The sequence below is a fragment of the Flavobacterium sp. ENC genome (assembly GCF_020991415.1).
Classification (GTDB): domain Bacteria; phylum Bacteroidota; class Bacteroidia; order Flavobacteriales; family Flavobacteriaceae; genus Flavobacterium.
On the sequence record NZ_JAJMOY010000004.1, the window covers coordinates 501,640 to 525,700 of the forward strand.

Sequence of the window (24,061 nt, forward strand, 5' to 3'; positions counted from 1 at the left end):
TAGCTATCGGGATCAGTCTCAGTCTCAGTCTCAGTCTCGGTCTCAGTCTCAGTCTCAGTAACAGTTTACGCCTGCAGTACTGCGACTGCGACTGCAAACTGCGACTGCAAACTTATTCCTCCTCCCTTTGTCCCATCATCATTAGAAATGCTTTCAGGAAAGGATCGATATTTCCGTTCATAACGCCATCGACATCGCTGGTTTCATAGCCTGTACGGACATCTTTTACCAGTTTATAAGGCTGCATAACGTAATTTCGTATTTGCGAACCCCATTCGATTTTCATCTTTCCGGCTTCAATATCAGCGCGTTGGGCCTGTTGTTTTTTTAGCTCAATTTCATATAACTGAGAACGTAACATTTGCATGGCACGTTGCCTGTTGTCTTGCTGAGAGCGTGTTTCGGAACACTGAATCTGAATTCCGGTTGGTTTATGGACCAGTTGTACCTTGGTTTCAACCTTATTTACGTTTTGTCCTCCGGCCCCACTGGAACGGGAAGTTGTAATTTCGATATCAGCCGGGTTAATGTCAATTTCGATACTGTCATCAACAAGCGGATATACGTACACAGATGCAAATGAAGTGTGGCGCTTGGCATTACTGTCAAAAGGTGAAATTCGAACGAGACGGTGTACTCCGTTTTCTCCTTTTAGATAGCCAAAAGAATAATCTCCTTCAAATTCTAAAGTCACCGTTTTGATACCTGCTACCTCGCCAGCCTGAAAGTTAAGTTCTTTTATTTTGAATCCATAGCTTTCTCCCCACATGATGTACATGCGCATCAGCATTCCGGCCCAGTCGCAACTTTCAGTTCCGCCTGCACCCGCTGTAATCTGAACGACAGCACTTAGACTGTCGCCTTCATCAGAAAGCATATTTTTGAATTCTATGTTTTCAATATGCGTCTGCGTCGTGTTGTAATGCTCATCTAACTCTTCAGCGGAAAGTTCACCTTCCTTGTAAAAGTCATGAGCAAGCTGTAATTCATCGGTAAGCTCGATGGCTTTATTGTAATCTTCGATCCATTTTTTTTTGTTTCGAAGGTTTTTTACAATGATTTCAGCTTCTTTAGCATTGTTCCAAAAGTCAGGAGCGAAGGTTTTTTCTTCTTCGTTGGCGATTTCGATTAGTTTGGCATCAACGTCAAAGATACCTCCTCAACGCACCAAGGCGCTCCACAATACCTTTTATTTGTTCGGTAGTTGTCATAAATTAATACTAGTTTTATATGTTTTTTATAAATATTACGTTAATTTGGTTCTGGGATATTCACACGTTAAAGTTTATTAAAACTTATCTCGAATAACTATCAGTAATACGTAATTTTGTTGTACAAAAATAAGACATAGTTTTTAGAATATGGAAATAAATTTAATTAGCGATACCATTACCAAACCTACACTCGAAATGTTGCAGTATATGTTTAATGCCCAGGTTGGCGACGACGTATATAAACAAGACCCTACAGTCATTGAACTTGAAAACAGAGTAGCGGAATTTTTTGGAATGGAAGCCGGACTTTTTTTTCCGTCTGGAACTATGGCCAATCAGACAGCAATCAAATTACATACGCAGCCCGGTGAGCAATTAATTGCCGACAAATACGCACATGTTTACAATTATGAAGGTGGCGGAGTATCTTTTAACAGTGGCGTTTCCTGCTGCCTGATAGAGGGACACCGTGGAATGATTACTGCGTCCCAGGTGGCTGCGGCAATCAATGATCCGGAATCTTATCATAGTCCGCTAACCAGTTTGGTTTGTGTGGAAAACACCACTAATAAAGGCGGTGGTGCCTGTTATGAATTAGAAGACCTGAGAGAAATAAAAAAAGTCTGTGACGCCAATAATTTGAAATTTCATCTTGATGGTGCTAGAATCTGGAATGCATTAGTAGCAAAAAGACAAAATCCGAAAGAATTTGGAGCTATTTTCGATACCATTTCAGTTTGCTTATCTAAGGGATTAGGAGCTCCAATCGGTTCTATTTTGTTGGGAAGTAAAAGAGATATTCATAGGGCGTTGAGGATCAGGAAAATACTTGGAGGAGGAATGCGTCAGGTAGGCTATATGGCTGCTGCAGGCTTATATGCTTTGGCACATAATATCGAAAGATTAGCCGAAGATCACAGAAGAGTAAAAGAAATTGCCGCAATTTTAAGTACAAAATCCTGGGTGTCGGCGGTAGAACCCGTAGAAACCAATATTTTGATCTTCTCGTTGGCCGAAGGTTACAGCGATCAGCTGTTAATAGAAAAACTGAAACAGAAAAATATTTTAATCAGTTCAATGGGGCACAACAAGCTCCGAATTGTAACACATCTGGATTATAAAGAAGTCATGCATACGTATGTGCTTGAGACGCTTTCGAAGATTTAGGAAAAAGGTACAAAGGAGCAAAGGTTCAGAGGTACAAAGGCTCAGAGGTACAAAGGGTTTAAAAAAAAAGACGCACTATTGTGCGTCTTTTTTTATTCAGAAAGCTCAAAAAGGTTTACAAAATCAAAACCTTTGTACCTTTGTTCCTATGAACCTTTGTCTCTATTTAAAAAGATTATCCATTCCCGGAATCATTGGCATATCCATTTTTGCAACGGCATCAAGTTCTTTTTCGTTTACACTTGTTGCTTTTTCAATCGCTTTATTTAACGTTACAATTAAGTAATCTTCCAGTTGTTCCTTGTCCTCCAATAAAGAGTCATCAATAGAAATAGCTGTCACTTTTCTATTAGCGGTTAATGTTACTTTCAATAATCCATCAGCGCTTTGTTCGTCGATTAGGACCGTATCAAGGCGTTTTTTTGTATCTTCAATTTTTTGTTGGGTTTCTTTAAGTTTACCCATCATTCCCATTAAATCCATTTTTGTTGATTTTTAAATTATTTCATACAAAATTAGTATATTGCTGTATGAAATCAATATAATATTTTATGAAAATATTAATTCTGTTCTGTTGTGTTTATAGTACTTTTGCTCCTTCTTATATAAAAACTAATGCTTAATTCATGCCAAACGATATAATTGCCCCAAAGGCCAACATAATTCCTAAAAAATTAAAAAAACATAAAGAAACCCGAATCGATAATTATTTCTGGCTGAATGATCGGGAAAACCCTGAAGTTATTGATTATCTGAACCAGGAAAATGCTTATTACGAAAGTATGACAGCGCATACAAAAGATATTCAGAATGCTTTGTATGAGGAAATGAAAGGGAGAATTAAAGAGGATGATTCGTCTGTTCCGTATTTTTATAATGGTTATTTTTATATCACACGTTTTGAAACCGGACAGGATTATCCGATTTTTTCAAGAAAAAAAGGAAGTCTTTCGGCAGCGGAAGAAATTTTATTCAACTGTAATGAATTAGCAAAAGGGCATGCTTATTTTAAACTGGGAGGACTGAGTATTAGCCCGGATAATAAATTTGCGAGTTTTGGTGTTGATATTGTCGGAAGAAGAATTTACACGATACAGATCAAGAATCTGGAAACCGGAAAAATCCTGGAGGATAAAATTGAAAATGCCACAGGAGGATCTGTCTGGGCAAATGATAACCATACGATTTTTTATACCAAACAGGATGAAGTGACTTTAAGAGCCGATAAGGTTTTCAGGCACAAATTAAATACCGATTCAAAAGAAGATGTATTGGTTTATAATGAAACCGATGACACTTTTAATGTTTCCATCAGCAAAGAAAAATCAAGAAAATACATTGTCATAGGCTCAGGAAGCACTTTGACGACTGAATACAGAATTCTGAACTCCGATAATCCGGATGGGGAATTTGAAGTGTTTCAGACCCGTGTACGTGGTTTAGAGTACAGTATTTCGCATTATGAGGACTCCTTTTACATTTTGACCAATAAAGACAAGGCGACGAACTTTAAGTTGATGAAAACGCCTGAAAATAAAACGGGAAAGAAGCATTGGGTAGATGTTATTCCGCACCGTGAGGATGTTTTGCTGGAAGATATCGAAATTTTCAGAAATTACTTAGTGGTAGAAGAGCGTTCCAACGGATTAAATCATATTCGTATTATGCCCTGGAATGGCGAAGCTGATTACTATTTGCCTTTCGGAAGTGAAACTTATAATGCTTACACAACCACCAATATAGATTTTGATACCGATATTTTGCGTTACAGTTATCAATCGCTCGGAACGCCTTCTTCTGTTATTGATTTTAATATGAAAACCAAAACCAAAGAGATCTTAAAAGAACAAGAGGTTTTAGGCGGAAAATTTGATAAAGAAAATTACATTGAAGAGCGTATTTGGGCTACTGCCAGAGACGGAGTAAAGGTTCCGATCTCTATGATTTACAGAAAAGGACTGGAAAAAAACGGAAAAAATCCATTACTGCTTTATGCCTATGGGTCCTACGGAATCACAATGGATGCTTATTTTTCGTCTACCAGGCTTTCTTTGTTAGATCGGGGATTTGTTTTCGCAATTGCCCATATCAGGGGAGGTGAGGACTTAGGAAGACAATGGTATGAGGACGGGAAACTGTTAAAAAAGAAAAATACCTTTACAGATTTCATCGATTGCTCTAAATTTGTAATTAACGAAAAATTTACTTCTTCGAAACATTTGTATGCAGAAGGAGGATCAGCAGGAGGATTATTGATGGGAGTTATCATAAATGAAGCCCCGGAATTATATAACGGAGTTATCGCTCAGGTACCCTTTGTTGATGTGATCACGACGATGCTTGACGACAGTATTCCGTTAACAACAGGAGAATATGATGAATGGGGTAACCCAAATAATAAAAAATATTATGACTATATGTTGTCCTATTCGCCTTATGACAATGTAAAGGCACAAAATTATCCAAACATGTACGTTTCTACAGGATTGCACGATTCACAAGTGCAGTATTGGGAACCAGCCAAATGGGTAGCCAAATTAAGAGAGCTGAAAACAAATAATAATTTTTTGTTTTTAGATACCAATATGGACGCTGGACATGGTGGCGCTTCAGGAAGATTCGAAGCACTAAAAGACTTAGCAAAAGAATTTAGTTTTTTATTAGATTTAGAAAAAATTAAAAGCTAATTAGAAATTTTTTGTTAAATTTGCAACCTATCGAGGTTATTTAAAAATACCTTTGATTAACTATTTTTTTATGAAAGAAGAAATAAACGCTTATAATAATGTTTTAGAGTTAATAGGTAACACCCCACTTATTAAGCTAAATAAAATCACCGAAGAGTTAGAAGGAAATTTCTACGCAAAGGTAGAAGCTTTTAATCCGGGACATTCCTCAAAAGATAGAATAGCGTTATATATTATTGAAGAAGCCGAGAAAAAAGGAATTCTTTCTCCCGGAGACACCATAATCGAAACCACATCTGGAAATACAGGATTTAGCTTAGCAATGGTAAGCATTATAAAAGGTTACAACTGTATTTTGGCAGTAAGCTCAAAATCATCGAAAGATAAAATTGACATGCTAAGAAGTTTAGGAGCCAAAGTATATGTCTGCCCTGCGCACGTTTCAGCAGATGATGAAAGATCTTACTATAATGTCGCTAAACGATTACACGAAGAAACCAAAGGTTCGGTTTATATTAATCAATATTTTAATCAGTTAAATATTGATGCGCACTACAACACTACAGGTCCTGAAATTTGGGAACAGACAAAAGGGCAAATCACACATCTTGTTGCCTGCAGCGGAACCGGAGGAACGATCTCCGGAACAGCAAAATTCTTAAAAGAGCAAAATCCAAATATTAGAATCCTGGGTGTCGATGCTTTCGGATCCGTATTGAAGAAATACCACGAGACAAGAGAATTCGACAACAAAGAAATTTATCCTTATCGAATTGAAGGTTTAGGTAAAAACCTGATCCCGTCTGCTACAGATTTTGATATTATTGATAAATTCATAAAGGTGACTGATGAGGAGAGTGCCCACTCTGCAAGAGAAATTACCAGAAAAGAAGGTTTATTTGTGGGGTATACTTCAGGAGCAGTAATGCAGGCTATTAAGCAATATGCAGAAGAAGGCGAATTTACTAAAGAAAGCAATATTATTGCTATTTTTCCAGATCATGGCTCCCGTTATATGAGTAAAGTATTCAGCGATGACTGGATGAACGAACAAGGTTTCTTTGACAGTGTCAATGAAGAAGAAGTTCAGAAAATAGAATTCGTAAAATAGTTTAAAGACTTTTAGATATAAAACTCCATCTGCAGAAGCGGGTGGAGTTTTTTTTGTTTTTGGAAGCTTCTATATAAAATATTTTATCTTTTAAATAAAATCATCAATTCTGTTGTTTAAACGATTATTTAGGTTAGTTAACGAAAAAATTTCTGTCCTAATGCATTATAATTTAGTTTAGTAATGTTAAAATGACACCTTGTTTTTAATATGCTAAATCTAAAAATCGCTACTCGTACTTTTTGTTTGTAATTTTCTGAACCTTGCTGCCAAACACCAATTCACGAATCTTAAAGACTCACTTCCAATTAAGTATACGATTTTGATTAGTAGAAATTAGTTCGTTTTATGTTGTTTTAGTAAATATTAAATTTTTGAATTGAAAAGCCTCTTGAGATTTAACATCAAAAGGCTTTTTTGTTTTTATTTATGTGAGAATACTATACTTAAATGTGAAAAGTGTTTGGTGATATTGAATTAAATTTATAGTTTTAACAAATTTTTAAAAAGTATCGACAAATATAATTGTTATTTCAAAATTATCAATTTTGATTATTTTGAAGTAGTACTGAATAAAATTCGCTTAACGCACTGGAAGCAATGCTGTTAAAAATAGGCCCTTAAAATTTATTATATGAAAAAATTATTACTCACTTTAATGTTTGTAAGTTTTTTAAGTACGAATGCACAAAATCCTGTTCAGGAATTTAATTTCAATGGAAATTTAAATAATAAAGATAATACGATTTCCTTTTTGGGAGCCGCTACTTTTGTAAACGACAGAATGGGAGTTGCCAAAAGCGCTCTCCGGCTGACTAACAAATCTTTTCAGGCAGTAGTTGGTGATCTTCCGCAAGGCAATAAACCCAGGTCTATATCTGTTTGGGTGAAATTTAATGCTATTACTTCACCCCATTATATTTTGGGCTATGGCGGAGCGGTAACGGCACAATATTTTGGATTATTGCAGCAGGCTTCCTCCAATGGAAATGCTGATTTAAGCCTTGCAGGCTGGGGAACCGGAAATGATGTAATTGTTTCAGTACCGCTTGCAAAAGAGGTTTGGTATCAATACAGCATTACGTACGATGGCAATACTTCAAAAATTTACAGAAATGGCGAATTATTAAAATCCGTAGATGGAATTCCGCGTGTGACAAAAGGCTACATTCTGAATCTGGGAAAATTAAACGCTACGACTGCTATAAACGCCGATATTGATGATTTCAGGCTGTATAGTGTAGCCATGACAGATGAACAGGTTATGGAATCTTATAACAGCTCAAAAGCACTTGCTCCGGCTGTGACAGAAACAGTTCCGGTTTCGAATACAGTAAAAAAAGCAGTTGCTGTCACTACTAAACCTGTTATTCCTGCAAAAACAACAGCTGTCGTAACTCCGGCTGAAACCAATAGCGGTGCTAAGACTGTTGAGGTTTTTTCACAGGGAAAAAAAATAATGGGGAGCAACGCTACAAATATTGGTGATTTGCCCGAAGGCACATACCTGCTGAAGATAACTAACAATCCCTCAAAAAAATAATAAACTTATTATATAGTTAAAAAGCCTTCTGATGTACAACTTCAGAAGGCTTTTGTTTTTTACTTTTCAATTTGACTTTTTAGCTTATTACGCTAAGTACTACAAATAGTATTACCAGAATGATTACGGCGAATTTGGTGTATTTTGATGATTTCATTGGATCGGTTTTTTAATTTAAAGAATTTTGACTGCTGCAAATATAATAGTTAATCTGGTTTTTTATAATTAAAATTAAAACAATGTAAAACAAAAAAAGCCCTGAAATTTCAGAGCTTTTATCTTTATGCGGGTATATTTTATTCTTCTTTCATCGTGTGATAAACGTTCATTACGTCATCATCTTCTTCGATTTTTTCGATTAATTTTTCTACATCGGCAATCTGAGCTTCAGTAAGTTCTTTAGTAATCTGAGGAATACGTTCAAAACCTGAAGATAAAATTTCCAGACCTCTGTTTTCCAGTTCCTTTTGTAAAGCACCAAAACTTCCGAAAGGAGCATAGATTAATATTCCGTCTTCGTCTTCAAATACTTCTTCTGCACCAAAATCAATTAATTCCAGTTCTAATTCTTCAGGATCAAGATTACCTTTTGCAATTCGGAAATTACAAGTATGATCAAACATAAACTCCACAGAGCCCTGGGTTCCCATTGTTCCGTTGCATTTATTAAAATAGCTGCGGATATTAGCAACGGTTCTGTTATTGTTGTCAGATGCTGTTTCAATCAGGATTGCAATTCCGTGAGGAGCGTATCCTTCAAACAAAATTTCCTTATAGTTGGCAGTATCTTTATTGCTGGCATTTTTTATAGCACGCTCAACATTATCTTTAGGCATGTTGGCCGCTTTTGCATTTTGTATTACAGCTCTTAATCTGGAATTGGCATCCGGGTTAGGTCCGCCTTCTTTAACGGCCATAACGATGTCTTTACCAATTCGGGTAAATGTTTTGGCCATTGCAGACCAACGTTTCATTTTTCTTCCTTTTCTAAATTCGAACGCTCTTCCCATTACTGATTTTTTATTTTGTGATGCAAAAATACGGTTATTCCTTATTTTTCCAAAATCAAAACTGTTCTTTTTTGGAGATAGTTAGAAGTTTATAGATTAAAAAGTTTCAAGTTTCATGTTTCAGGTTTTACGGGAAACAATAAAATAAAAAATCCATTCGTTTACGAATGGATTTTTTATGAAGAATCTAAGAATCTAAGCATCTAAGAATCTAAGAATCTAAGAATCTAAGCATCTAAGAATCTAAGCATCTAAGAATCTAAGCATCTAAGAATCTAAGAATCTAAGCATCTAAGAATCTAAGCATCTAAGAATCTAAGAATCTAAGCATCTAAGAATCTAAGTCATTTCGCCCCGTTAAACTCTGTAATAATATTTACGGCTTCATTTAAGTACGGATTTGTTTTGAGATTATCGATTTGGTATTGATTTATGGTTTTTTCAGTGGGATAAACACCCAGTAAAAATTGATTGACTGTTGAATTATAAACATCTAAAGGATTGTTGTCATCATTGAAGGTATGAATCTCTGTCCAGAGGGAGTTTATTACCTTTTTCTGCTCAAAAATAGCATCCAGGGTCATTGCAATTTCTGTTTTGGGAACATTTATCATCATGTCAATTTTCTGGTTGATTTTTTTGATGTCATTAAAATAATAATTATCGGCCAATCGGATGGAGCTGTTTTTTGCAATTTTATCGATGACGTTTCGCTTTACATAAGTTTTGTATTTTAAGAAAGGGGCAATGCTGTCATTTTTAATGGCGGTCGGAAAATCGCTTTCCTTTTGGTAGACATCTTCATAAAATTCCGGGAGCACTACATCCGGAGTAACCCCCACATATTGATGGCTTTTGCCGGTAACCCTGTAGAATTTATTGATGGTAATTTTCAGATAGTCGGTATTTTTATTTTCGTCAAGCGAAAGAATCGTTTGCATGGTAGCTTTCCCCAATGTTGTACTGCCTAATAATAAAGCACGGTTGTAATCCTGTAGAATAGAAGAGAAAAATTCACTGGCAGAAGCGGTATTGCTGTTTACCAAAATTACGATCGGGCCTTTGTAAATAAGTCCTTTATAGGGATCATTGATCACTGATGCGCCCTGCTTATTGTCAACAACGATAGACAGGGGACCGTAATCGATAAACATTCCGGCTAATTTTATGGCTTCTTCCATAGAACCGCCGCCATTGTCGATCAAATCAATGACCAAACCTTTTATGTTGTCTTTCTCCAGCTTTATTATTTCGCGTGCTACATCGTCGGCACAGCCTTTTCGGCTATTTCCGTCTAAGTCAGCATAAAAACTTGGGATTTTGATATAGCCAATTTTACTGTCCTTACCAATTATAAAACTAAAAACAGAGTTGTCTTCATCTTTCATGACCTGTTTTTCGACATGTACATCAAAACTTTTACCGGAATTTCGTTTTAAAGTAAGTACAATATTTTTATTCGATTCTGATAAAATCATGGTTGAAACCGATTCTAATGAAGCACAGGAAACCTGTAACGTTTCTTTTTGATTTGAAACAGAAACAATCTGATCTCCTTTTTTGATTTGCCCTGTTTTAAAAGCCGGGCCATTGGGGTCGATTTCATCAATTATGATTTCGTTTTTCTCGTTTAGATTGACTGTCATTCCCAGGGATAAGTGTTCTTTTGACAGAGAGGCAACAAAACTTGATTTGGAATCATCACTAAAATAGGCGGTATGAGGATCAAAATAGGTGCAGAAAAAATTATACAGTTTTTCAGCCTGTGTACTTTTTTCTTCGAGAAGTGTATTTATCCGACAGATTTCGTTAGTCAGAATCCTGTTTTTTGACGCCATTTCAATCGATTTGAAATTGGTTTTTACAGAATCTAAATTATCACTGGTTTCCGCGATATCGTCCAGAATTTGGTAGCGCAGTTTCTTAAGCCATACTTTTTCTGTGTTTTCTTTCTGAAGATAGAACGCAAATGCTTTTTTGTAAAACCGAATGGTATCTTTTTTGGTATAATCGATCGGTTCCCCCTGGATCTTTTGCAGCACAGCTTTGGTTCTGATCAGTCCGGCTTTGTATTTTGAAGTGATATCGGGTAAAAAACTACAATCGTTCTGCAGAATCAAATCGTCTAAATTGAGGCGATATTTTTGAGAAAGTTCATTGTATTCGCTCAGGAAAAATATATTTCTGGAAGGATCCAGTTCATTAATAAGATTATCAAAAACAAACACAGACAAGCTGTCGTTTACCGGTTTAGGACGAACATGCTCGGTCTGAATCAATGCATTTATCTTATTTAGTATTTCGCAGGTTTTGTCGCTGGTCTGACTAAATGTGGTGCTTGTTGTCAATATAAATGCTAAAAGTATTTTTTTCATAGGGAGAAAGTCATCGTTTACACTAAAATTACGGTTATTTTTTGATAAAAGACAGTAATTTATTTAAAATATCGGCGACCCCATAAATTTGACAATCAGCAGCTTTTAAGACCTTCAAATTTGTGAATTCAGGACAAAAAAAATGCACTACACAAGTGGTGTAATGCATTTGTAAAAGTAAACCTCAAATAATCTGTGAAGATTTAGGTTTGAATAAATCTATTTTTTATAAAATGGTAATTTTACCACTTTGGCAGGCACATCATTTTTTCTGATTCTGATAAAGATATCGCTGTCAACCGCACTATTGTTAACGGTCACATAGCCAAGACCAATTCCTTTATTCATTGAAGGAGACATAGTTCCAGAAGTTACCACGCCAATTACAGCACCGGATGCATCAACAATTTCGTAGTCATGTCTTGGTACCGCACGTTCCTGCATTTCAAAAGCGACTAATTTTTTAGTAACACCTTCCTCTTTTTGTTTTTTCAGGTTGTCAGAATTGGTGAATTCTTTATTGAATTTTGTAATCCATCCTAGACCGGCTTCCAGTGGAGAAGTAGTGTCATTAATATCATTTCCGTATAAGCAGAAACCCATTTCGAGACGCAACGTATCACGGGCAGCAAGTCCGATTGGTTTGATTCCGAAAGCAGCACCGGCTTCAAAAACTTTATTCCAGATCGATTCAGCATCCTCATTTTTGCAATAAATTTCAAATCCGCCGGAACCGGTATAACCAGTTGCAGAGATGATTACATCATTAAATCCTGCAAAATCCGCTACTTCAAAATGGTAATAAGCTATAGCCGACAAATCGATAGAAGATAAAGACTGCATCGCTTCCACAGCTTTTGGTCCCTGAATAGCCAATAGGGAATAGTCGTCAGAAAGGTTTTTCATTTCAACACCCAAATCATTATGTGAGGTAATCCAGTTCCAGTCTTTTTCTATATTAGAAGCATTTACAACAAGTAAATACTCTTCTTCTTTCATTTTATAGACAATAAGGTCATCCACAATTCCACCATCATTATTTGGCAGACAGGAATATTGCGCTCTTCCGATCGTTAGAGTCGAAGCATCATTTGAAGTTACTTTTTGGATTAAAGCCAGGGCATTTGGTCCTGTAAGCAAAAATTCGCCCATGTGCGAAACGTCAAAAACGCCCACACTGTTACGAACTGTCTCATGTTCAGCATTAATACCTTCATAAGTAATTGGCATATTATACCCGGCAAACGGCAGCATTTTTGCTCCCAAACCTTCATGTATTTGCGTAAGCGCAGTATTTTTCATTGTGTTGTTTTATAAAATTGTGACGCAAATTTATTTAAAAAATATCGAAATAAGCTAGTCTAAATTATAAAATCCGTAAAGATTAAGTCTCATTTCTTGTTAATTCATTATTTCTTTTACTTTTTGAAACAGAAAAAGGGATCGTTTACTGAATCTCATAAGTAAATTTTTTATATATAAGAAAATTCTTCTCATTATTTTTTTTTGTAATTTTAAAAACACAAAGGAAAACCAGATGAAAGTACCTCTTCAGATTACAAAACAGGAAATTTTAACTTTTTACAAACTCATAAATCCCTTGACACATAAGGGAATGCAGGGTCATGCAATGCTTATAGGAGGAAGTTACGGAAAAATAGGAGCGACGGTTTTGGCCTCAGGAGCCTGCCTGAAATCGGGCTGCGGACTGGTAACTGCTTTTATTCCAAAATGTGGCTATGCCATACTTCAAATAAGCAATCCTGAAGTAATGGTAGTGACGGATGAGAGCGAAAATTTCATTAGCAAAATAAATTTTAAAACAGAACCGCAAGCGATTGGAATTGGTCCCGGTATGGGGCAGGAGGAAGAAACGCAAAAAGCATTTTTCAAGTTTTTAAGCACCAATATATGTCCGCTGGTTTTAGATGCCGATGCCTTAAATATTTTGTCACTCCATAAATCATGGCTTGAGTTATTACCGGAAAACACCATCTTAACGCCACATCCGAAAGAATTGGAAAGACTTATAGGCAAATGGGAATCAGAGAATGAAAAATTTGAAAATACGATTGCCTTTTCAGAGCAGTATAAAGTTATTATTGTTATGAAAGGCGCACCGACTTTTATCATTAATCAAAGTAAAATCTATCAGAATACCACCGGAAATGCAGCATTGGCAACGGCAGGAAGCGGAGATGTGCTGACTGGAATTATTACCAGTTTTTTAGCTCAGGGATATTCACCGGATCAGGCTGCACGGCTAGGTGTTTTTATTCACGGATTAACGGCCGATATCGCCCTTCCTCAAACAGGTTATCAGTCTTTTATCGCGTCAGATATCATTAAAAATCTGGGGAAGGCTTTTTTGTCTCTGGATTTTTAAAACTTGAATTTTTAAAATATAAAATCAGAAATCTAAATTCGTAAGTTTGTATTTCAGTAAATACTGCTTATGAAAAACAATTTCGACCTGAGAACGGTAAATGTAACACGTTATATTACACCTTTACGTGAAGGCGGTTCTTTACCTGCTTTGGCAGAAGCCGACGATGATTTTAAATATGTCCTGAAATTTAAAGGAGCCGGACATGGGGTGAAAGCTTTGATTGCCGAACTAGTCGGCGGACAAATTGCCAAAGCCTTAAAATTGCAACTTCCCGAATTGGTTTTTGCCAACCTGGATGAAGCGTTTGGAAGAACCGAAGCCGACGAAGAAATTCAGGATTTGCTGCAGGGAAGCCAGGGACTGAATCTGGCGCTTCATTTTTTATCCGGTGCCATTACTTTTGATCCTGTCGTAACCACTGCTGATGCGAAATTAGCCTCACAGATTGTCTGGCTTGATGCTTATATTACCAATGTCGACCGTACCTTTAAAAATACCAATATGCTGATCTGGCATAAAGAACTATGGCTTATCGATCACGGTGCATGTTTGTATTTTCATCATTCCTGGAATAATTGGGAACAACATGCCAAAAGTCCGTTTGCTTTGATAAAAGACCACGTCTTATTGCCTCAGGCTTCGCTTTTAAAGGAAGTCGACGCCGAATATAAAGCTTTGCTGACTCCGGAAATCCTGGAGGAAATTACCAATACAATTCCATTGGAATGGCTGCAATGGGAGGATACCGACGAAACACCCGAGGCTTTGCGAAATGTATATTTACAGTTTTTGCTAACCCGATTAAATCATTCAGAAATCTTTGTAAACCAGGCTCAAAATGCAAGATAATCACTTATATGAGTATGCCGTAATTCGTGTGGTACCAAGGGTGGAGCGCGAAGAATTTCTAAATATCGGAATCATTTTGTTCTGCAAAAGAGCTAAATTTATAAAGGTACTTTTTCACATTAATGCCACTAAGATTGAAGCACTTTCTGATGATTTTGATATCGAACAGCTGGAATGTAATTTAACGTCACTAGTGAAAATTGCCAACGGAGCCAAGGACGGCGGTCCGATTGCAGAAATGGATATCCCATCCCGTTTTCGCTGGTTAACAGCTATCAGAAGTTCGGCAATTCAGACTTCGAGGCCGCATCCGGGACTTTGTGAGGATCTTGAAAATACGATTCAGCGGTTGTTTGCTGAGTTGGTACTTTAGGATGAAAGATGAAAGAATAAAGAGAATAGAATAAAGAATATAGATGAAAGATGAAAACTGGATGTTTTCTTTCTAAAAAAATAACCACGAATTACAACAATCTTACGATTGTGTAATCCGTGGTTAAAACTAAAACTAACTAACTCAGATTCTTATTGCCATCGTTTTTCAGGTATAGGATTGAAATTGGGCAATAAAGATTTCTTTCAATTAAAACGAGCCGCAGGTATTTCCTCCTAATGTTGCGCCGGCACCACCGCTAACATCTGCTTTAACTGCTGATGAGGCAAGTGTTACAATAGAATAGGGAGGTGTGAAAGCTGTTTTGCTTCCTGCGGTATTGCCACTTGTATTTGTGAAAATGTTATCAACTGCTGTCACAGCTGTATATCCGGTCATTAAATCAATAGGTGTTTTTACACCTTCGAAAACATTCTTTTCTACGCGAATGTCAGCTTCAAAACCAGCTGCAATACATTTATTGCTTACCGTACTGTTGAAGTAACTGTTGATAATATGTACTTTTCCAAAACGAACTCTTGGCATTCTTTCTTTACAACCGGGAGCCCACCAGCAACGGGCAAAAGTAATTCTCAATTTTCCACGGTCTGCTGTTGCACCATCGCTGGAACCAATCAGGTTGGAATACCTGTGATCGTCAGAACCTCCTGAACCTCCTGCTTTTGGGGGTTTCAGGTAATGGAATTTAGAATACGTTACTGAAATATAATCGGATTTGTTTTTGATGTCAAAGTTTCCGTCAACACCATCCCTGAATTCGCAGTGGTCTACCCATACATTTGTACATTCGTCAAGAATCGCATTATCCCAGCCGTCAGTATCATAAGCACCGGGACCTTCAAAAATCAGGTTTCTGATAATGATGTTTTTACATCTTTTAATATTGATAATTCCGGAAGCATCTTTGGTTTGATTCGTAGAAACCAGTTTTGCACCACTTGCACCGTAAATGGTTTTACCGGTCTGATCCTGAAAGGACAATCTTGTCGTAACTGTAATCGTTCCACTCACTTTAATAACCTTTACAGCCGCATTTTCTATAGCAGATTTCAATTGTGCGTAAGTGGTAACCGTTGTTTCTGCCGAAGTTCCTCCTCCGGTTGTTCCGCCATTTTGGGAGGCCCATCCGGGAACCTGCGCACAGTTTCCTACTTTCGCTGTTAAGCCGCTTCCTGCATTAGTTGCAGCAGTACTGTTTTCATCATTTTGTGATGAACCAATTTCTTCGGTATTACAGGCTGTAAAACCGAGTACCAATGTTAACAAAAACATTGAGATTTTTGATTTAAGTTTCATAATTTAAGTTTGGGGGTTTATAATATTTTAACAGTACAAATCTGCGGATAATTGCACCTAAAAAAGTTGAACAAGTTCAATGTTTTGAAAAAATATTTGCAAAAAGCGTTTTTTTAACAATTGGAAAGTGACAAAAAGGTCTAAAAAAAGTACTTTTACGTAATCGATTACATTATTTTTTAATTCATTCCAATACTTACGCCCCAAGTAAGAATAAAAGTAAAAACACATGTACAAACCCCTCAGATTAAGTATTGAACGCAAAATTCCATTAACAGATGAAGAATGGAAATTTGTCGTTGAAAAAGCCGAGTTTATCAAACTCAAAAAAAATGAATTCCTGCAAGTTCAGGATTCCAACAGTTCCTATGAAGGCTTTATTTTAAAAGGAGCTTTCAAAACCTACATTTTGAATGACAACGGCACCGAAAGTGTTATTTTTTTCTCCTTCGAAAACGAATGGATGTGTGATCTCGAAAGTTTCTATCATCAAAAGCCTACCACCTACAACATCAAGGCAATTGAAGACAGCGAAATCCTGGTCATTAGCAAGACCAATAAAACACTCTTATTTGAGCAAGTGCCAAAGCTAATCCAGTTTCACATTATTATGGTCGAAAAAGCCAATATTGCGATTCAGCAAAGACTTTTAGATGTCTTAAACAAAACCTCCAAACAAAGGTATCTGGAGTTTATCGAAAAATATTCACACAAAGTGGATAAGATCAACAACAGGAATCTGTCTTCCTATCTGGGCGTTTCACACGAGTTTTTGTCGAAGATTAAAAAGAGGTGCTAAGGTGCTAAGGTTCAAAGGTACAGAGTAACAAAGGTTCAAAGGTTTTCTGTAGAGGCGCACAGCAGTGCGTCTAACTATAGAGGCACACAGCAGTGCGTCTAACATATTATTTGAAAAACCACGCAAAGACGCAAAGCCGCCAAGAAAATAAAACTTTGCGACTTTGCGCCTTTGCGTGATTATAAAATTCAGTTTAAAAAAACTTTGCGAATCTTTGCGTAACCCTTTGCGAACTTTGCGGTAAAACCCGCCTAGATTTTCTTTTCTAAAAAAATAAACTCCAAAGGCTCATGAGAAATATTAATATGAATATCGCTCGCCGGAAAAGCTTCCCTTTCTCCGGTTTCAACATAACCGTGGCGTTTGTACCACGCAATAAGCTCCGAACGAACCGAAACCACCGTCATAACAATACTGGACAACCCCAAAGCTTTAGCATGTTTTTCGCCTTCAGCCAGCATCTTTTTTCCGATACCGCCATTTTGCAATTCGGGCGAAACGGTCAGCATTCCCAAATACAATTGATGTTCTTTTTCCACCAGTAAAACAGAACCGATGATCTTGTCGTTGGCTGTATATTTCAGAAATGTATTTTTAGGATCAGAAATGATTTCCGTTAACTCTTCTTCAGTGGTTCTTTTTCCTTCTAATAAATGGGCTTCGGTAGTCCAGCCTTTTTTGGAAGTTTCACCTCTGTAAGCGGAATTGATTAAGGTTAATAATGCCGGAATGTCTTGTAAGGTTGCTTTTGAAATCATGGTAATTATTACGCTGTAATTATTTAATTGTTCTTGCTTTAGCGGGAAGAACAAAATTAGGATATTTAGGATTGGATTTAGCCGAAATTTTCGAATTAACTACAGGGATTCCAATATTCCAAAGAGGCATTGATTAGAAAATTGAATCGTAATATTTTCCCTTTTTTGATTTTCAATGGCTAATGAATCATAAGGATCCAGATAATACGGCTTCTCATTAATTTTAATAACCGTTTTATGCAAAGAAAATAAAAGTATGATCTGAGCGTTACAATTCTGATTACGATCTGTTATTTGGAGTTTGGGATTGGCTATTTTTTCAGAAACCATCCAGTTAAAATCAATCCCTTTTGTATAAGAAGTTACTTCATCATCCGAATTAAATTCTATGATTTAATATTTCTCGTATACTTTTTTCTCTTTGTTTATCTCAATAGGTAAGGAGTTATCAAGCATAACCAGGTATCGGTTATAGCCCTTAAATTTGCTAAATGCTGAAGGCACTTCCTCTATTACAGCACTGCTTACTCTGAATACAAAATCCCTGTCACTATAGCGTGCTGTTTCCGGATAGATCATATATTCGTATGTCAATCCGCCACTCCAAACAGAGGCTGTAGTTTCTTTTTTAGAAAAAAGACGTAGGTTCATGTTTTAGTATTTTGAAATGAATGTCGGGATTTTGAAAGTTTCTCTCTGCGTTTCCGAGCAGGACAATCGCACCAACAGGATATTTTCATTCATTTACTCTTTATTTTGTAGAAACCAGTAATTCTCTAACATCTACATCTAATACTTCAGCAATTTTTCTTAAGATGTCAATACTTGGTTGAGCATTATTATTGCAATAATTTGTCACTACTACGTAACTTTTTTCAATCTTTTCGGCTAACCACGTTTGTGTTCTTCCTTGTTCTTTTAGAACTTCTTTGATCCTGTTCATTTGAATATCAGCCATTAATTATCTTTTTATAATGCTATTTAGTATAGAAAATTATTATCTATTAATAATCTTTTTTCGATGTGTTAAATTATAATATAAAAACATATTGTAAAATATTATAATTTAATATATATTTGTATTGAAATTTAATATAAAAATTTATGAAGGCATACACTAAAGCAAATCTTGAAGAGATAGTCATGATGCAATTAGAAAATCTAAACGCTATGAATGATTTATTGTCTATAATGAAATTACAGAATGAACTATTGCATAATACCAATAAAAAATTAAAAGATGAAATTTCTGAATTTAAGGAAAAGTGTTTTACATATCAATCGGGTAAACGAAACCAGAAATAACTTTTAAAATAATTAATGGATTTGTGATTGAAAAATAGATTGTTAGGATTATTGCCTTGAAAAAACTTTTAGTTCTTTTCTGTTCAACAGCGAAATGGTCGCGACATATTGTGTTAGCTGGGGAGGAACTGTATTTATTTAATTGCCTCCTACTTTAGCTGGAGGGACAAATTAGGACATTTAGGAGTGACTTTAGCCGAAATTGCCAGTTTTTTGGCTAAAGCCATTTTGAGCTTTTATTTATTGACCTCCAGCTAAAGCAGGAGGCAATTGAAAAATCCCAATTGCTGGCGAGCTTCTCGCTCGTGAACGTTCCAATTGGCTTTTGAATTTCTTTGTGTTCACGAGCGGGACGCTCGCCTAGCAGGGGGAAAGCCTAATAAAATTTTAGCTTTTGAAGTAATCTATTAACGATTTTATTCTCCTATTTCTATTATAAAAACTTTTAGTACCTGCTGACATGGATGCTTTGTAAATTTTAACATTTGAATTCTCTGATTTTAATAGATAATCATTATAAAATTTGTCTAATTTAATTGCTAAATTATCGTAATCAATATCTTCAATTTTATTTTCTTTTAATAACTCAACTGTTAGTCCCCAAAGTGCATAAATATGACTAACTCCTTCTATTTTTAACTTTTTATAATCGAGATTTAGTTTGGCTAAAATTGAGATACTATCCATGAATTTTTTTTCAAAATCAGCAATTTCACTAGAATCAGATTTACTGTAATGAGAAATTCTTTCATCAATAATTTCAGGTTTATCACCTACTTTTATTTCATCTTCAATTGAAGTAAGAAGTAATTCGACAACAAACTCTTCATCTTCTAATCTGTTTCTCTGTAGTTTGTCTAAAATTGGTTTTAGAGTATCATTAATACTTAGCTTTTTTATTAATTTATAAAATTCTGATTCATTAAATTTTGCATTTCGAAGTTCTTGCTTAGTTAGTGGTTCTCCATTTCTATTAAGTCGATCAAAAATGTTATTAACAATGTCGGGCTTATCTGTATCAATATATTCGACAGTGATATCATATCTCCAAAATATTTTTTTCCAGTCGCTTAGTTCGGGTTTATCAAGATCTTTAAAATTAATATTTGATAATTCTTCAGTACCAAATCCATCAGAATGAAAATCATCAGGTGTGTTAATTTTATTTGCTATAAAATCTAAAATGGAAGTAAGCCTTTGCTTTCCATCAATAACGTCATACATCGTTTTTCCAGTCGTTTCATCAATATGTTGGTGTAAAAAAATTGGAGGAATTGGAAAATTTTTCAAAATGGTATCTATTAGAAAAGATTTTTTACTTTCACTCCAAACATCACTCTTTCGTTGATAGCTTGGGTCAAAATTATATTTGTTTAATTGAAAGTTTTCCCAAAAATTAGCAATATTTATTGTGGTACTATTTCTATTTAATATTTTCATCTTAAATGAGTGGTTTTGAATTATTATAAAAAATTACTTTATCGAACAAAGTAGTTATTATTGCATTGAACACTTTTGGAGTATATGGATTTATTATTTTAACTTCTTCTATTTCAGGGTTTATACTAGTTAATATTGAGTCTATCTCTAATCGATCAACATGCCAATAAGACAAGCCACATATTATTAATTCATCATTTTTATTTAATGATTTTGCAACTTCTTTAGCACTATCTCTAATTTCTTTAGCCCATTTGAAATCTAATCTACTCGAGTCTCCTGCAGGAGGAATTATAGCATTTACGGAATTTAGTGCATTAATATTATCATATTCAATAGTAAACTCACTTATTTCTCCATCGTTTGAGTCAGTGTCATATCTGATTTCAAAAGCTTCTTTTTCCTTTTTCACTCTATGTGAAAAACTTATTGATCCGTGAGGTTTGTATATTTTTATTTTGTTGTCGTTTTCGTCAATGCTAGCAATGTCAAAATGAATATTAATTTTTTTAAACACTCTTTCTAGCCAAATATCGTAATTAAGAGTTACAATATGAATTTTCTCTACTTCACTTGAGTTATATAAATCGTTTAAAAATTTAAACCAAGGCCAATCTGAAAAATCTACAGTATTAATATTTATTTGTTTATTGTAATAAACAAATAAAGCCTGCAAGTAAGTCCCCAATTCTTTATATGCTTTAATATAGATATTTTGAGATTTTTTATTGTTTTTATGAAGTATGTTAGCGCAAGTGATAATATCTTCAATTAAGTTAATCGCATCCTCGTTTGACATATTAGGTCTAGCTCCTAATGTCCATAGATTAGGACAGTATCTGTATGATAAAAATCCTGGTTTGTCATTTCCTGGCCAAGGAACAAGTTCGCCATTTGAAAATAAGTTACTAACATTAATACCGCAATCAATTTTGTTTTTTAAATGGTTTATTAGGTCTATAGTAAAACCGTTGCCTAATAGTATAAAGTAATTTTTTTTGTCCATTCAATGAATTTAAGTGAAAAGTATGATAGATCGTTGTTTTAAATATATGATGTGCTAAAATAATGAAATATTAAAAAAAAGCCACAAATTATTTGTAATTTGTGACTTTGAAATTTTATAAATGATAAGTTTTACCCTAAGAAACTCTTCAATTCCTCATAAGTCTTAATCTTCACGCTAACTTTCTCCTCATTCATAACGCTTTCAATTTGTTCCGGAATCGGCAGTGTAATGCCCAAAGCAGGCTCCACCACATCCAGAAACTTAATTGGGTGTGCCGTTTCTAAGAAAACACCAATCGCATTTTCATGTTTTTGCAATTCTTTTTTCAAACCTAAATAACCAACAGCACCGTGCGGTTCCGCGATATAACCATCGGTTTTGTAAATTTGTTTTAGGGCTTCAAGCGTTTCTTCATCCGTATAACTGTAGGAGGAGAAATCTTTTTCGAAAGCTTTCAAATCATTATTATACAATTCCTGAATTCTGATAAAGTTGCTTGGATTTCCAACATCCATAGCGTTTGAGATAGTCGCTTTGGAAGGTTTTGGCTCGTATTTTCCACTTTCTAAAAATCTTGGTACGGTATCGTTTACGTTGGTAGACGCAACGAAATGTTCGATAGGCAAACCTAATTTCTTCGCCATAATTCCGGCGCAGATGTTTCCGAAATTTCCACTTGGGCAAGAGAAAACCAAGGGTTTGTTTTGGCTTTTCAGTGCTTTATAGGCAAAGAAGAAATAGAACATTTGCGGCAGCCAGCGCGCAATATTAATCGAATTTGCCGAAGTCAGGTTTTTATGCGCTAAACTCTCGTCTAAAAACGCTTTTTTGACCATATCCTGGCAATCGTCAAAAACACCGTCAACTTCAAGCGCTTTAATATTTTTGCCTAAAGTCGTTAATTGTTTTTCCTGAATGTCGCTCACTTTTCCGGATGGATATAAAATCACGACATCAACACCGGCAACACCTAAAAATCCGCTCGCAACAGCTCCGCCCGTATCTCCGGAAGTCGCTACCAGAACCGTGTTTTTACTGTTTTTTTTGTCTTTGTTAAAATACGCCAGGCAACGGGACATAAATCGCGCCCCAACGTCTTTAAAAGCCATAGTTGGGCCGTGGAATAATTCCAGCGAATAAATGTCTTTTTCAACTTCCACCACCGGAAAATCAAAGGATAAAGTGTCGGCTATGATTTCTCTTAAATGGTCCTCGGGGATATCATCGCCTACAAATTGCTGAATCACATCAAAAGCAATATTATGATGGGTCAGATTCTCGATTACATTAAAAAAAGCAGGGTTTAAAGGCGTAACGATTTGCGGAAAGTACAATCCTTTATCGCTTGCTAATCCTTGTATGACAGCTTCCTTAAACGAAACTTCGGGTGCGTTGTGGTTTAAACTGTAGTATTTCATTGGTTTATTTTAGATTTTAGAAGAAAGAGAATAGAGTATAGAAAATAGACTTTTCTTACGATCAAATTCCAATAATTAGTATTCGGTTTTGTGTCATTTCGACGAAGGAGAAATCTTCACAAGAAGCTCCTCACAGTATGGAAATATTTTGCGAAGATTTCTCTTTCGTCGAAATGACAAACTTTATGTCTATGCTTTGTGTCTCACTTTGCGGGGACTTCGACTTCGCTCAGTCTGACAAACGGGGACATAATTTTTAATTCTAGATTTTTAATTTTTAATTCTTTTTAAAGAATCCTAACACCATCCGGATTAATTTTCGAGACGTGAATTTCATAAGGCAAGCTCATGTTTTCATACACTTCGCTCATGGCTTTGGCAATTTTATCTGCCGTTTCTTTTCCGCGGCTTAAGGCAAAAATCGACGGACCTGAACCGGAAATTCCGGAACCTAAAGCGCCGTTTTCAAGAGCCGTTTGTTTGATTAAATCAAAACCCGGAATCAAGACACTTCTTAAAGGTTCCACAATTTCGTCATGAAGCGATCTTCCGATCAGATCGTAATCTTTCGTGTATAATCCGGCGATTAATCCGCCCACATTTCCCCATTGCATAATCGCGCTTTTTAGGGAAACGGTTTGTTTTAATACCGAACGTGCATCTGAAGTTTTCAATTCAATCTGAGGATGCACGACCGTAGCAAACAATTCTTCCGGACTGTCAATCCGGATAATATCCAGCGGACTGTAACTTCTCACCAAAGTAAAACCGCCTAAAAGGGCAGGGGCAACGTTGTCTGCGTGGGCGTTTCCACTGGCTAATTTTTCACCCTGCATCGCAAATTGCACCAGATCTTTACGCGAATAAGGTCTTCCTAATAATTCATTAATCCCGAAAACAGCTCCGGCAGAACTTGCTGCACTGCTTCCGATACCGCTTCCGGCTTTGATATGTTTGTAGATTTCGATCTCAAATCCAACGGTTATGGGTTCGAAATCTCTTTCGTAAGCTTCCAGCATGGCAACAGCGGCAACACCCGAAACGTTTTTCTCGGTTTCCAAAGGCAAATCGGCACCTGTAATTTTTGTGATGCGGATTCCTTTTTGATCTACTTTTCGAACAATCATTTCATCCCCGGCATTGTCTAAGCAAAGTCCAAGTACGTCAAATCCGCAGGAGAGATTTGCAATAGTCGCCGGGCAAAATAGTTTTATTTGTGTCATTTGTTATAGGTTCAAAGTGGCAAAGGCTCAAAGGTTCAGAGGTTTTTGCTACTATATTTAAAGGTTCAAAGTGG

At 35.9% G+C, this 24,061-nt stretch carries 22 protein-coding genes; 9 read left to right on the top strand and 13 right to left on the bottom strand.

The window, feature by feature from the left end; all coding sequences use genetic code 11:
• Window positions 1-112 precede the first annotated feature (112 nt).
• A protein-coding gene (prfB, locus tag LPB89_RS13695) for a peptide chain release factor 2 (protein ID WP_127337198.1) occupies window positions 113-1,211 on the bottom strand; the annotation gives its coding sequence in 2 pieces (ribosomal slippage) (window positions 113-1,147 and window positions 1,149-1,211; 1,098 coding nt in all).
• Window positions 1,212-1,361: 150 nt separating this feature from the next.
• On the opposite strand from prfB, the gene LPB89_RS13700 reads away from it, so the two are divergent.
• The gene (locus LPB89_RS13700; protein ID WP_230702331.1) at window positions 1,362-2,381 is read left to right on the top strand and encodes a low specificity L-threonine aldolase; all 1,020 of its coding nucleotides are present in this window, start codon (window positions 1,362-1,364) and stop codon (window positions 2,379-2,381) included.
• Between the two features lie 162 nt (window positions 2,382-2,543).
• Here the strand turns inward: LPB89_RS13700 and LPB89_RS13705 are convergent, their stop codons facing one another.
• A complete protein-coding gene (locus LPB89_RS13705) occupies window positions 2,544-2,864 on the bottom strand; it encodes a YbaB/EbfC family nucleoid-associated protein (RefSeq protein WP_127337200.1) in 321 nt (106 codons plus the stop codon).
• 143 nt (window positions 2,865-3,007) lie between these two features.
• Here LPB89_RS13705 and LPB89_RS13710 point away from each other — a divergent pair, with 143 nt between their 5' ends.
• The 3 genes from LPB89_RS13710 to LPB89_RS13720 all read left to right on the top strand — a co-directional run bounded on the left by LPB89_RS13710 (window position 3,008) and on the right by LPB89_RS13720 (window position 7,722).
• Entirely contained in the window at window positions 3,008-5,068 is a 2,061-nt protein-coding gene (locus LPB89_RS13710) for a S9 family peptidase (protein ID WP_230702332.1), read from the top strand.
• A gap of 70 nt (window positions 5,069-5,138) precedes the next feature.
• Window positions 5,139-6,179 (top strand): PLP-dependent cysteine synthase family protein, encoded by a 1,041-nt coding sequence (locus tag LPB89_RS13715; RefSeq protein ID WP_127337202.1) that lies wholly within the window; start codon window positions 5,139-5,141, stop codon window positions 6,177-6,179.
• A gap of 634 nt (window positions 6,180-6,813) precedes the next feature.
• Window positions 6,814-7,722, top strand: a complete 909-nt coding sequence (locus LPB89_RS13720) for a LamG domain-containing protein (RefSeq protein WP_230702333.1) — start codon at window positions 6,814-6,816, stop codon at window positions 7,720-7,722.
• A gap of 296 nt (window positions 7,723-8,018) precedes the next feature.
• Here the strand turns inward: LPB89_RS13720 and LPB89_RS13725 are convergent, their stop codons facing one another.
• The 3 genes from LPB89_RS13725 to gcvT all read right to left on the bottom strand — a co-directional run bounded on the left by LPB89_RS13725 (window position 8,019) and on the right by gcvT (window position 12,409).
• Window positions 8,019-8,732, bottom strand: coding sequence for a YebC/PmpR family DNA-binding transcriptional regulator (locus tag LPB89_RS13725; RefSeq protein WP_007811539.1), 714 nt, complete (start codon window positions 8,730-8,732; stop codon window positions 8,019-8,021).
• Between the two features lie 344 nt (window positions 8,733-9,076).
• Complete coding sequence (locus tag LPB89_RS13730; protein ID WP_230702334.1) at window positions 9,077-11,107, bottom strand: S41 family peptidase; 2,031 nt, start codon at window positions 11,105-11,107, stop codon at window positions 9,077-9,079.
• A 219-nt stretch (window positions 11,108-11,326) separates the two neighbouring features.
• Window positions 11,327-12,409 carry a glycine cleavage system aminomethyltransferase GcvT gene (gene gcvT, locus LPB89_RS13735; protein WP_230702335.1) on the bottom strand — a complete coding sequence of 361 codons (1,083 nt, stop codon included), beginning with the start codon at window positions 12,407-12,409 and terminating at the stop codon, window positions 11,327-11,329.
• A gap of 235 nt (window positions 12,410-12,644) precedes the next feature.
• Between gcvT and LPB89_RS13740 the strand changes: the two genes are divergently transcribed.
• The 3 genes from LPB89_RS13740 to LPB89_RS13750 all read left to right on the top strand — a co-directional run bounded on the left by LPB89_RS13740 (window position 12,645) and on the right by LPB89_RS13750 (window position 14,718).
• Window positions 12,645-13,493, top strand: coding sequence for an NAD(P)H-hydrate dehydratase (locus tag LPB89_RS13740; protein ID WP_230702336.1), 849 nt, complete (start codon window positions 12,645-12,647; stop codon window positions 13,491-13,493).
• 69 nt (window positions 13,494-13,562) lie between these two features.
• Entirely contained in the window at window positions 13,563-14,345 is a 783-nt protein-coding gene (locus LPB89_RS13745) for a HipA family kinase (protein WP_230702337.1), read from the top strand.
• Complete coding sequence (locus LPB89_RS13750; RefSeq protein ID WP_230702338.1) at window positions 14,335-14,718, top strand: DUF3037 domain-containing protein; 384 nt, start codon at window positions 14,335-14,337, stop codon at window positions 14,716-14,718. Before LPB89_RS13745 ends, LPB89_RS13750 begins: the two co-directional genes overlap by 11 nt.
• 210 nt (window positions 14,719-14,928) lie before the next feature.
• On the opposite strand, the gene LPB89_RS13755 is transcribed toward LPB89_RS13750, so the two are convergent.
• Complete coding sequence (locus LPB89_RS13755; protein ID WP_230702339.1) at window positions 14,929-16,035, bottom strand: polysaccharide lyase family 1 protein; 1,107 nt, start codon at window positions 16,033-16,035, stop codon at window positions 14,929-14,931.
• Window positions 16,036-16,264: 229 nt separating this feature from the next.
• Here LPB89_RS13755 and LPB89_RS13760 point away from each other — a divergent pair, with 229 nt between their 5' ends.
• Window positions 16,265-16,834: a Crp/Fnr family transcriptional regulator gene (locus LPB89_RS13760; RefSeq protein WP_230702340.1), complete on the top strand. Its 570-nt coding sequence runs from the start codon at window positions 16,265-16,267 to the stop codon at window positions 16,832-16,834.
• A gap of 251 nt (window positions 16,835-17,085) precedes the next feature.
• Here LPB89_RS13760 and LPB89_RS13765 read toward each other — a convergent pair whose 3' ends face one another.
• From LPB89_RS13765 to LPB89_RS13775, 3 genes are all read right to left on the bottom strand, one after another.
• On the bottom strand, window positions 17,086-17,592 hold the full coding sequence (locus LPB89_RS13765; RefSeq protein WP_230702341.1) for a GNAT family N-acetyltransferase: 507 nt from the start codon (window positions 17,590-17,592) through the stop codon (window positions 17,086-17,088).
• 393 nt (window positions 17,593-17,985) lie between these two features.
• A complete protein-coding gene (locus LPB89_RS13770; protein ID WP_230702342.1) occupies window positions 17,986-18,243 on the bottom strand; it encodes a HutD family protein in 258 nt (85 codons plus the stop codon).
• 100 nt (window positions 18,244-18,343) lie between these two features.
• Window positions 18,344-18,550 (bottom strand): helix-turn-helix transcriptional regulator, encoded by a 207-nt coding sequence (locus LPB89_RS13775; protein ID WP_370455648.1) that lies wholly within the window; start codon window positions 18,548-18,550, stop codon window positions 18,344-18,346.
• 146 nt (window positions 18,551-18,696) lie between these two features.
• Between LPB89_RS13775 and LPB89_RS13780 the strand changes: the two genes are divergently transcribed.
• The gene (locus LPB89_RS13780) at window positions 18,697-18,897 is read left to right on the top strand and encodes a hypothetical protein (RefSeq protein WP_230702343.1); all 201 of its coding nucleotides are present in this window, start codon (window positions 18,697-18,699) and stop codon (window positions 18,895-18,897) included.
• 387 nt (window positions 18,898-19,284) lie between these two features.
• Here LPB89_RS13780 and LPB89_RS13785 read toward each other — a convergent pair whose 3' ends face one another.
• The 4 genes from LPB89_RS13785 to LPB89_RS13800 form a co-directional block, all read right to left on the bottom strand.
• Entirely contained in the window at window positions 19,285-20,337 is a 1,053-nt protein-coding gene (locus tag LPB89_RS13785; protein ID WP_230702344.1) for a DUF262 domain-containing protein, read from the bottom strand.
• A gap of 1 nt (window position 20,338) precedes the next feature.
• Window positions 20,339-21,343 carry an SIR2 family protein gene (locus tag LPB89_RS13790; protein WP_230702345.1) on the bottom strand — a complete coding sequence of 335 codons (1,005 nt, stop codon included), beginning with the start codon at window positions 21,341-21,343 and terminating at the stop codon, window positions 20,339-20,341.
• A gap of 131 nt (window positions 21,344-21,474) precedes the next feature.
• Complete coding sequence (gene thrC / locus LPB89_RS13795; RefSeq protein WP_230702346.1) at window positions 21,475-22,764, bottom strand: threonine synthase; 1,290 nt, start codon at window positions 22,762-22,764, stop codon at window positions 21,475-21,477.
• 287 nt (window positions 22,765-23,051) lie between these two features.
• Window positions 23,052-23,987: a homoserine kinase gene (locus LPB89_RS13800; RefSeq protein ID WP_230702347.1), complete on the bottom strand. Its 936-nt coding sequence runs from the start codon at window positions 23,985-23,987 to the stop codon at window positions 23,052-23,054.
• Between the last annotated feature and the right edge of the window lie 74 nt (window positions 23,988-24,061).

Excerpts from the sequence above, each read along its gene's own strand:
- LPB89_RS13700 (WP_230702331.1), top strand. The coding sequence starts at position 1,362 with ATGGAAATAAATTTAATTAGCGATACCATTACCAAACCTACACTCGAA.
- LPB89_RS13705 (WP_127337200.1), bottom strand. The coding sequence starts at position 2,864 with ATGGATTTAATGGGAATGATGGGTAAACTTAAAGAAACCCAACAAAAA.
- LPB89_RS13710 (WP_230702332.1), top strand. The coding sequence starts at position 3,008 with ATGCCAAACGATATAATTGCCCCAAAGGCCAACATAATTCCTAAAAAA.
- LPB89_RS13715 (WP_127337202.1), top strand. The coding sequence starts at position 5,139 with ATGAAAGAAGAAATAAACGCTTATAATAATGTTTTAGAGTTAATAGGT.
- LPB89_RS13720 (WP_230702333.1), top strand. The coding sequence starts at position 6,814 with ATGAAAAAATTATTACTCACTTTAATGTTTGTAAGTTTTTTAAGTACG.
- LPB89_RS13725 (WP_007811539.1), bottom strand. The coding sequence starts at position 8,732 with ATGGGAAGAGCGTTCGAATTTAGAAAAGGAAGAAAAATGAAACGTTGG.
- LPB89_RS13730 (WP_230702334.1), bottom strand. The coding sequence starts at position 11,107 with ATGAAAAAAATACTTTTAGCATTTATATTGACAACAAGCACCACATTT.
- gcvT (WP_230702335.1), bottom strand. The coding sequence starts at position 12,409 with ATGAAAAATACTGCGCTTACGCAAATACATGAAGGTTTGGGAGCAAAA.
- LPB89_RS13740 (WP_230702336.1), top strand. The coding sequence starts at position 12,645 with ATGAAAGTACCTCTTCAGATTACAAAACAGGAAATTTTAACTTTTTAC.
- LPB89_RS13745 (WP_230702337.1), top strand. The coding sequence starts at position 13,563 with ATGAAAAACAATTTCGACCTGAGAACGGTAAATGTAACACGTTATATT.
- LPB89_RS13750 (WP_230702338.1), top strand. The coding sequence starts at position 14,335 with ATGCAAGATAATCACTTATATGAGTATGCCGTAATTCGTGTGGTACCA.
- LPB89_RS13755 (WP_230702339.1), bottom strand. The coding sequence starts at position 16,035 with ATGAAACTTAAATCAAAAATCTCAATGTTTTTGTTAACATTGGTACTC.
- LPB89_RS13760 (WP_230702340.1), top strand. The coding sequence starts at position 16,265 with ATGTACAAACCCCTCAGATTAAGTATTGAACGCAAAATTCCATTAACA.
- LPB89_RS13765 (WP_230702341.1), bottom strand. The coding sequence starts at position 17,592 with ATGATTTCAAAAGCAACCTTACAAGACATTCCGGCATTATTAACCTTA.
- LPB89_RS13770 (WP_230702342.1), bottom strand. The coding sequence starts at position 18,243 with ATGAACCTACGTCTTTTTTCTAAAAAAGAAACTACAGCCTCTGTTTGG.
- LPB89_RS13775 (WP_370455648.1), bottom strand. The coding sequence starts at position 18,550 with ATGGCTGATATTCAAATGAACAGGATCAAAGAAGTTCTAAAAGAACAA.
- LPB89_RS13780 (WP_230702343.1), top strand. The coding sequence starts at position 18,697 with ATGAAGGCATACACTAAAGCAAATCTTGAAGAGATAGTCATGATGCAA.
- LPB89_RS13785 (WP_230702344.1), bottom strand. The coding sequence starts at position 20,337 with ATGAAAATATTAAATAGAAATAGTACCACAATAAATATTGCTAATTTT.
- LPB89_RS13790 (WP_230702345.1), bottom strand. The coding sequence starts at position 21,343 with ATGGACAAAAAAAATTACTTTATACTATTAGGCAACGGTTTTACTATA.
- thrC (WP_230702346.1), bottom strand. The coding sequence starts at position 22,764 with ATGAAATACTACAGTTTAAACCACAACGCACCCGAAGTTTCGTTTAAG.
- LPB89_RS13800 (WP_230702347.1), bottom strand. The coding sequence starts at position 23,987 with ATGACACAAATAAAACTATTTTGCCCGGCGACTATTGCAAATCTCTCC.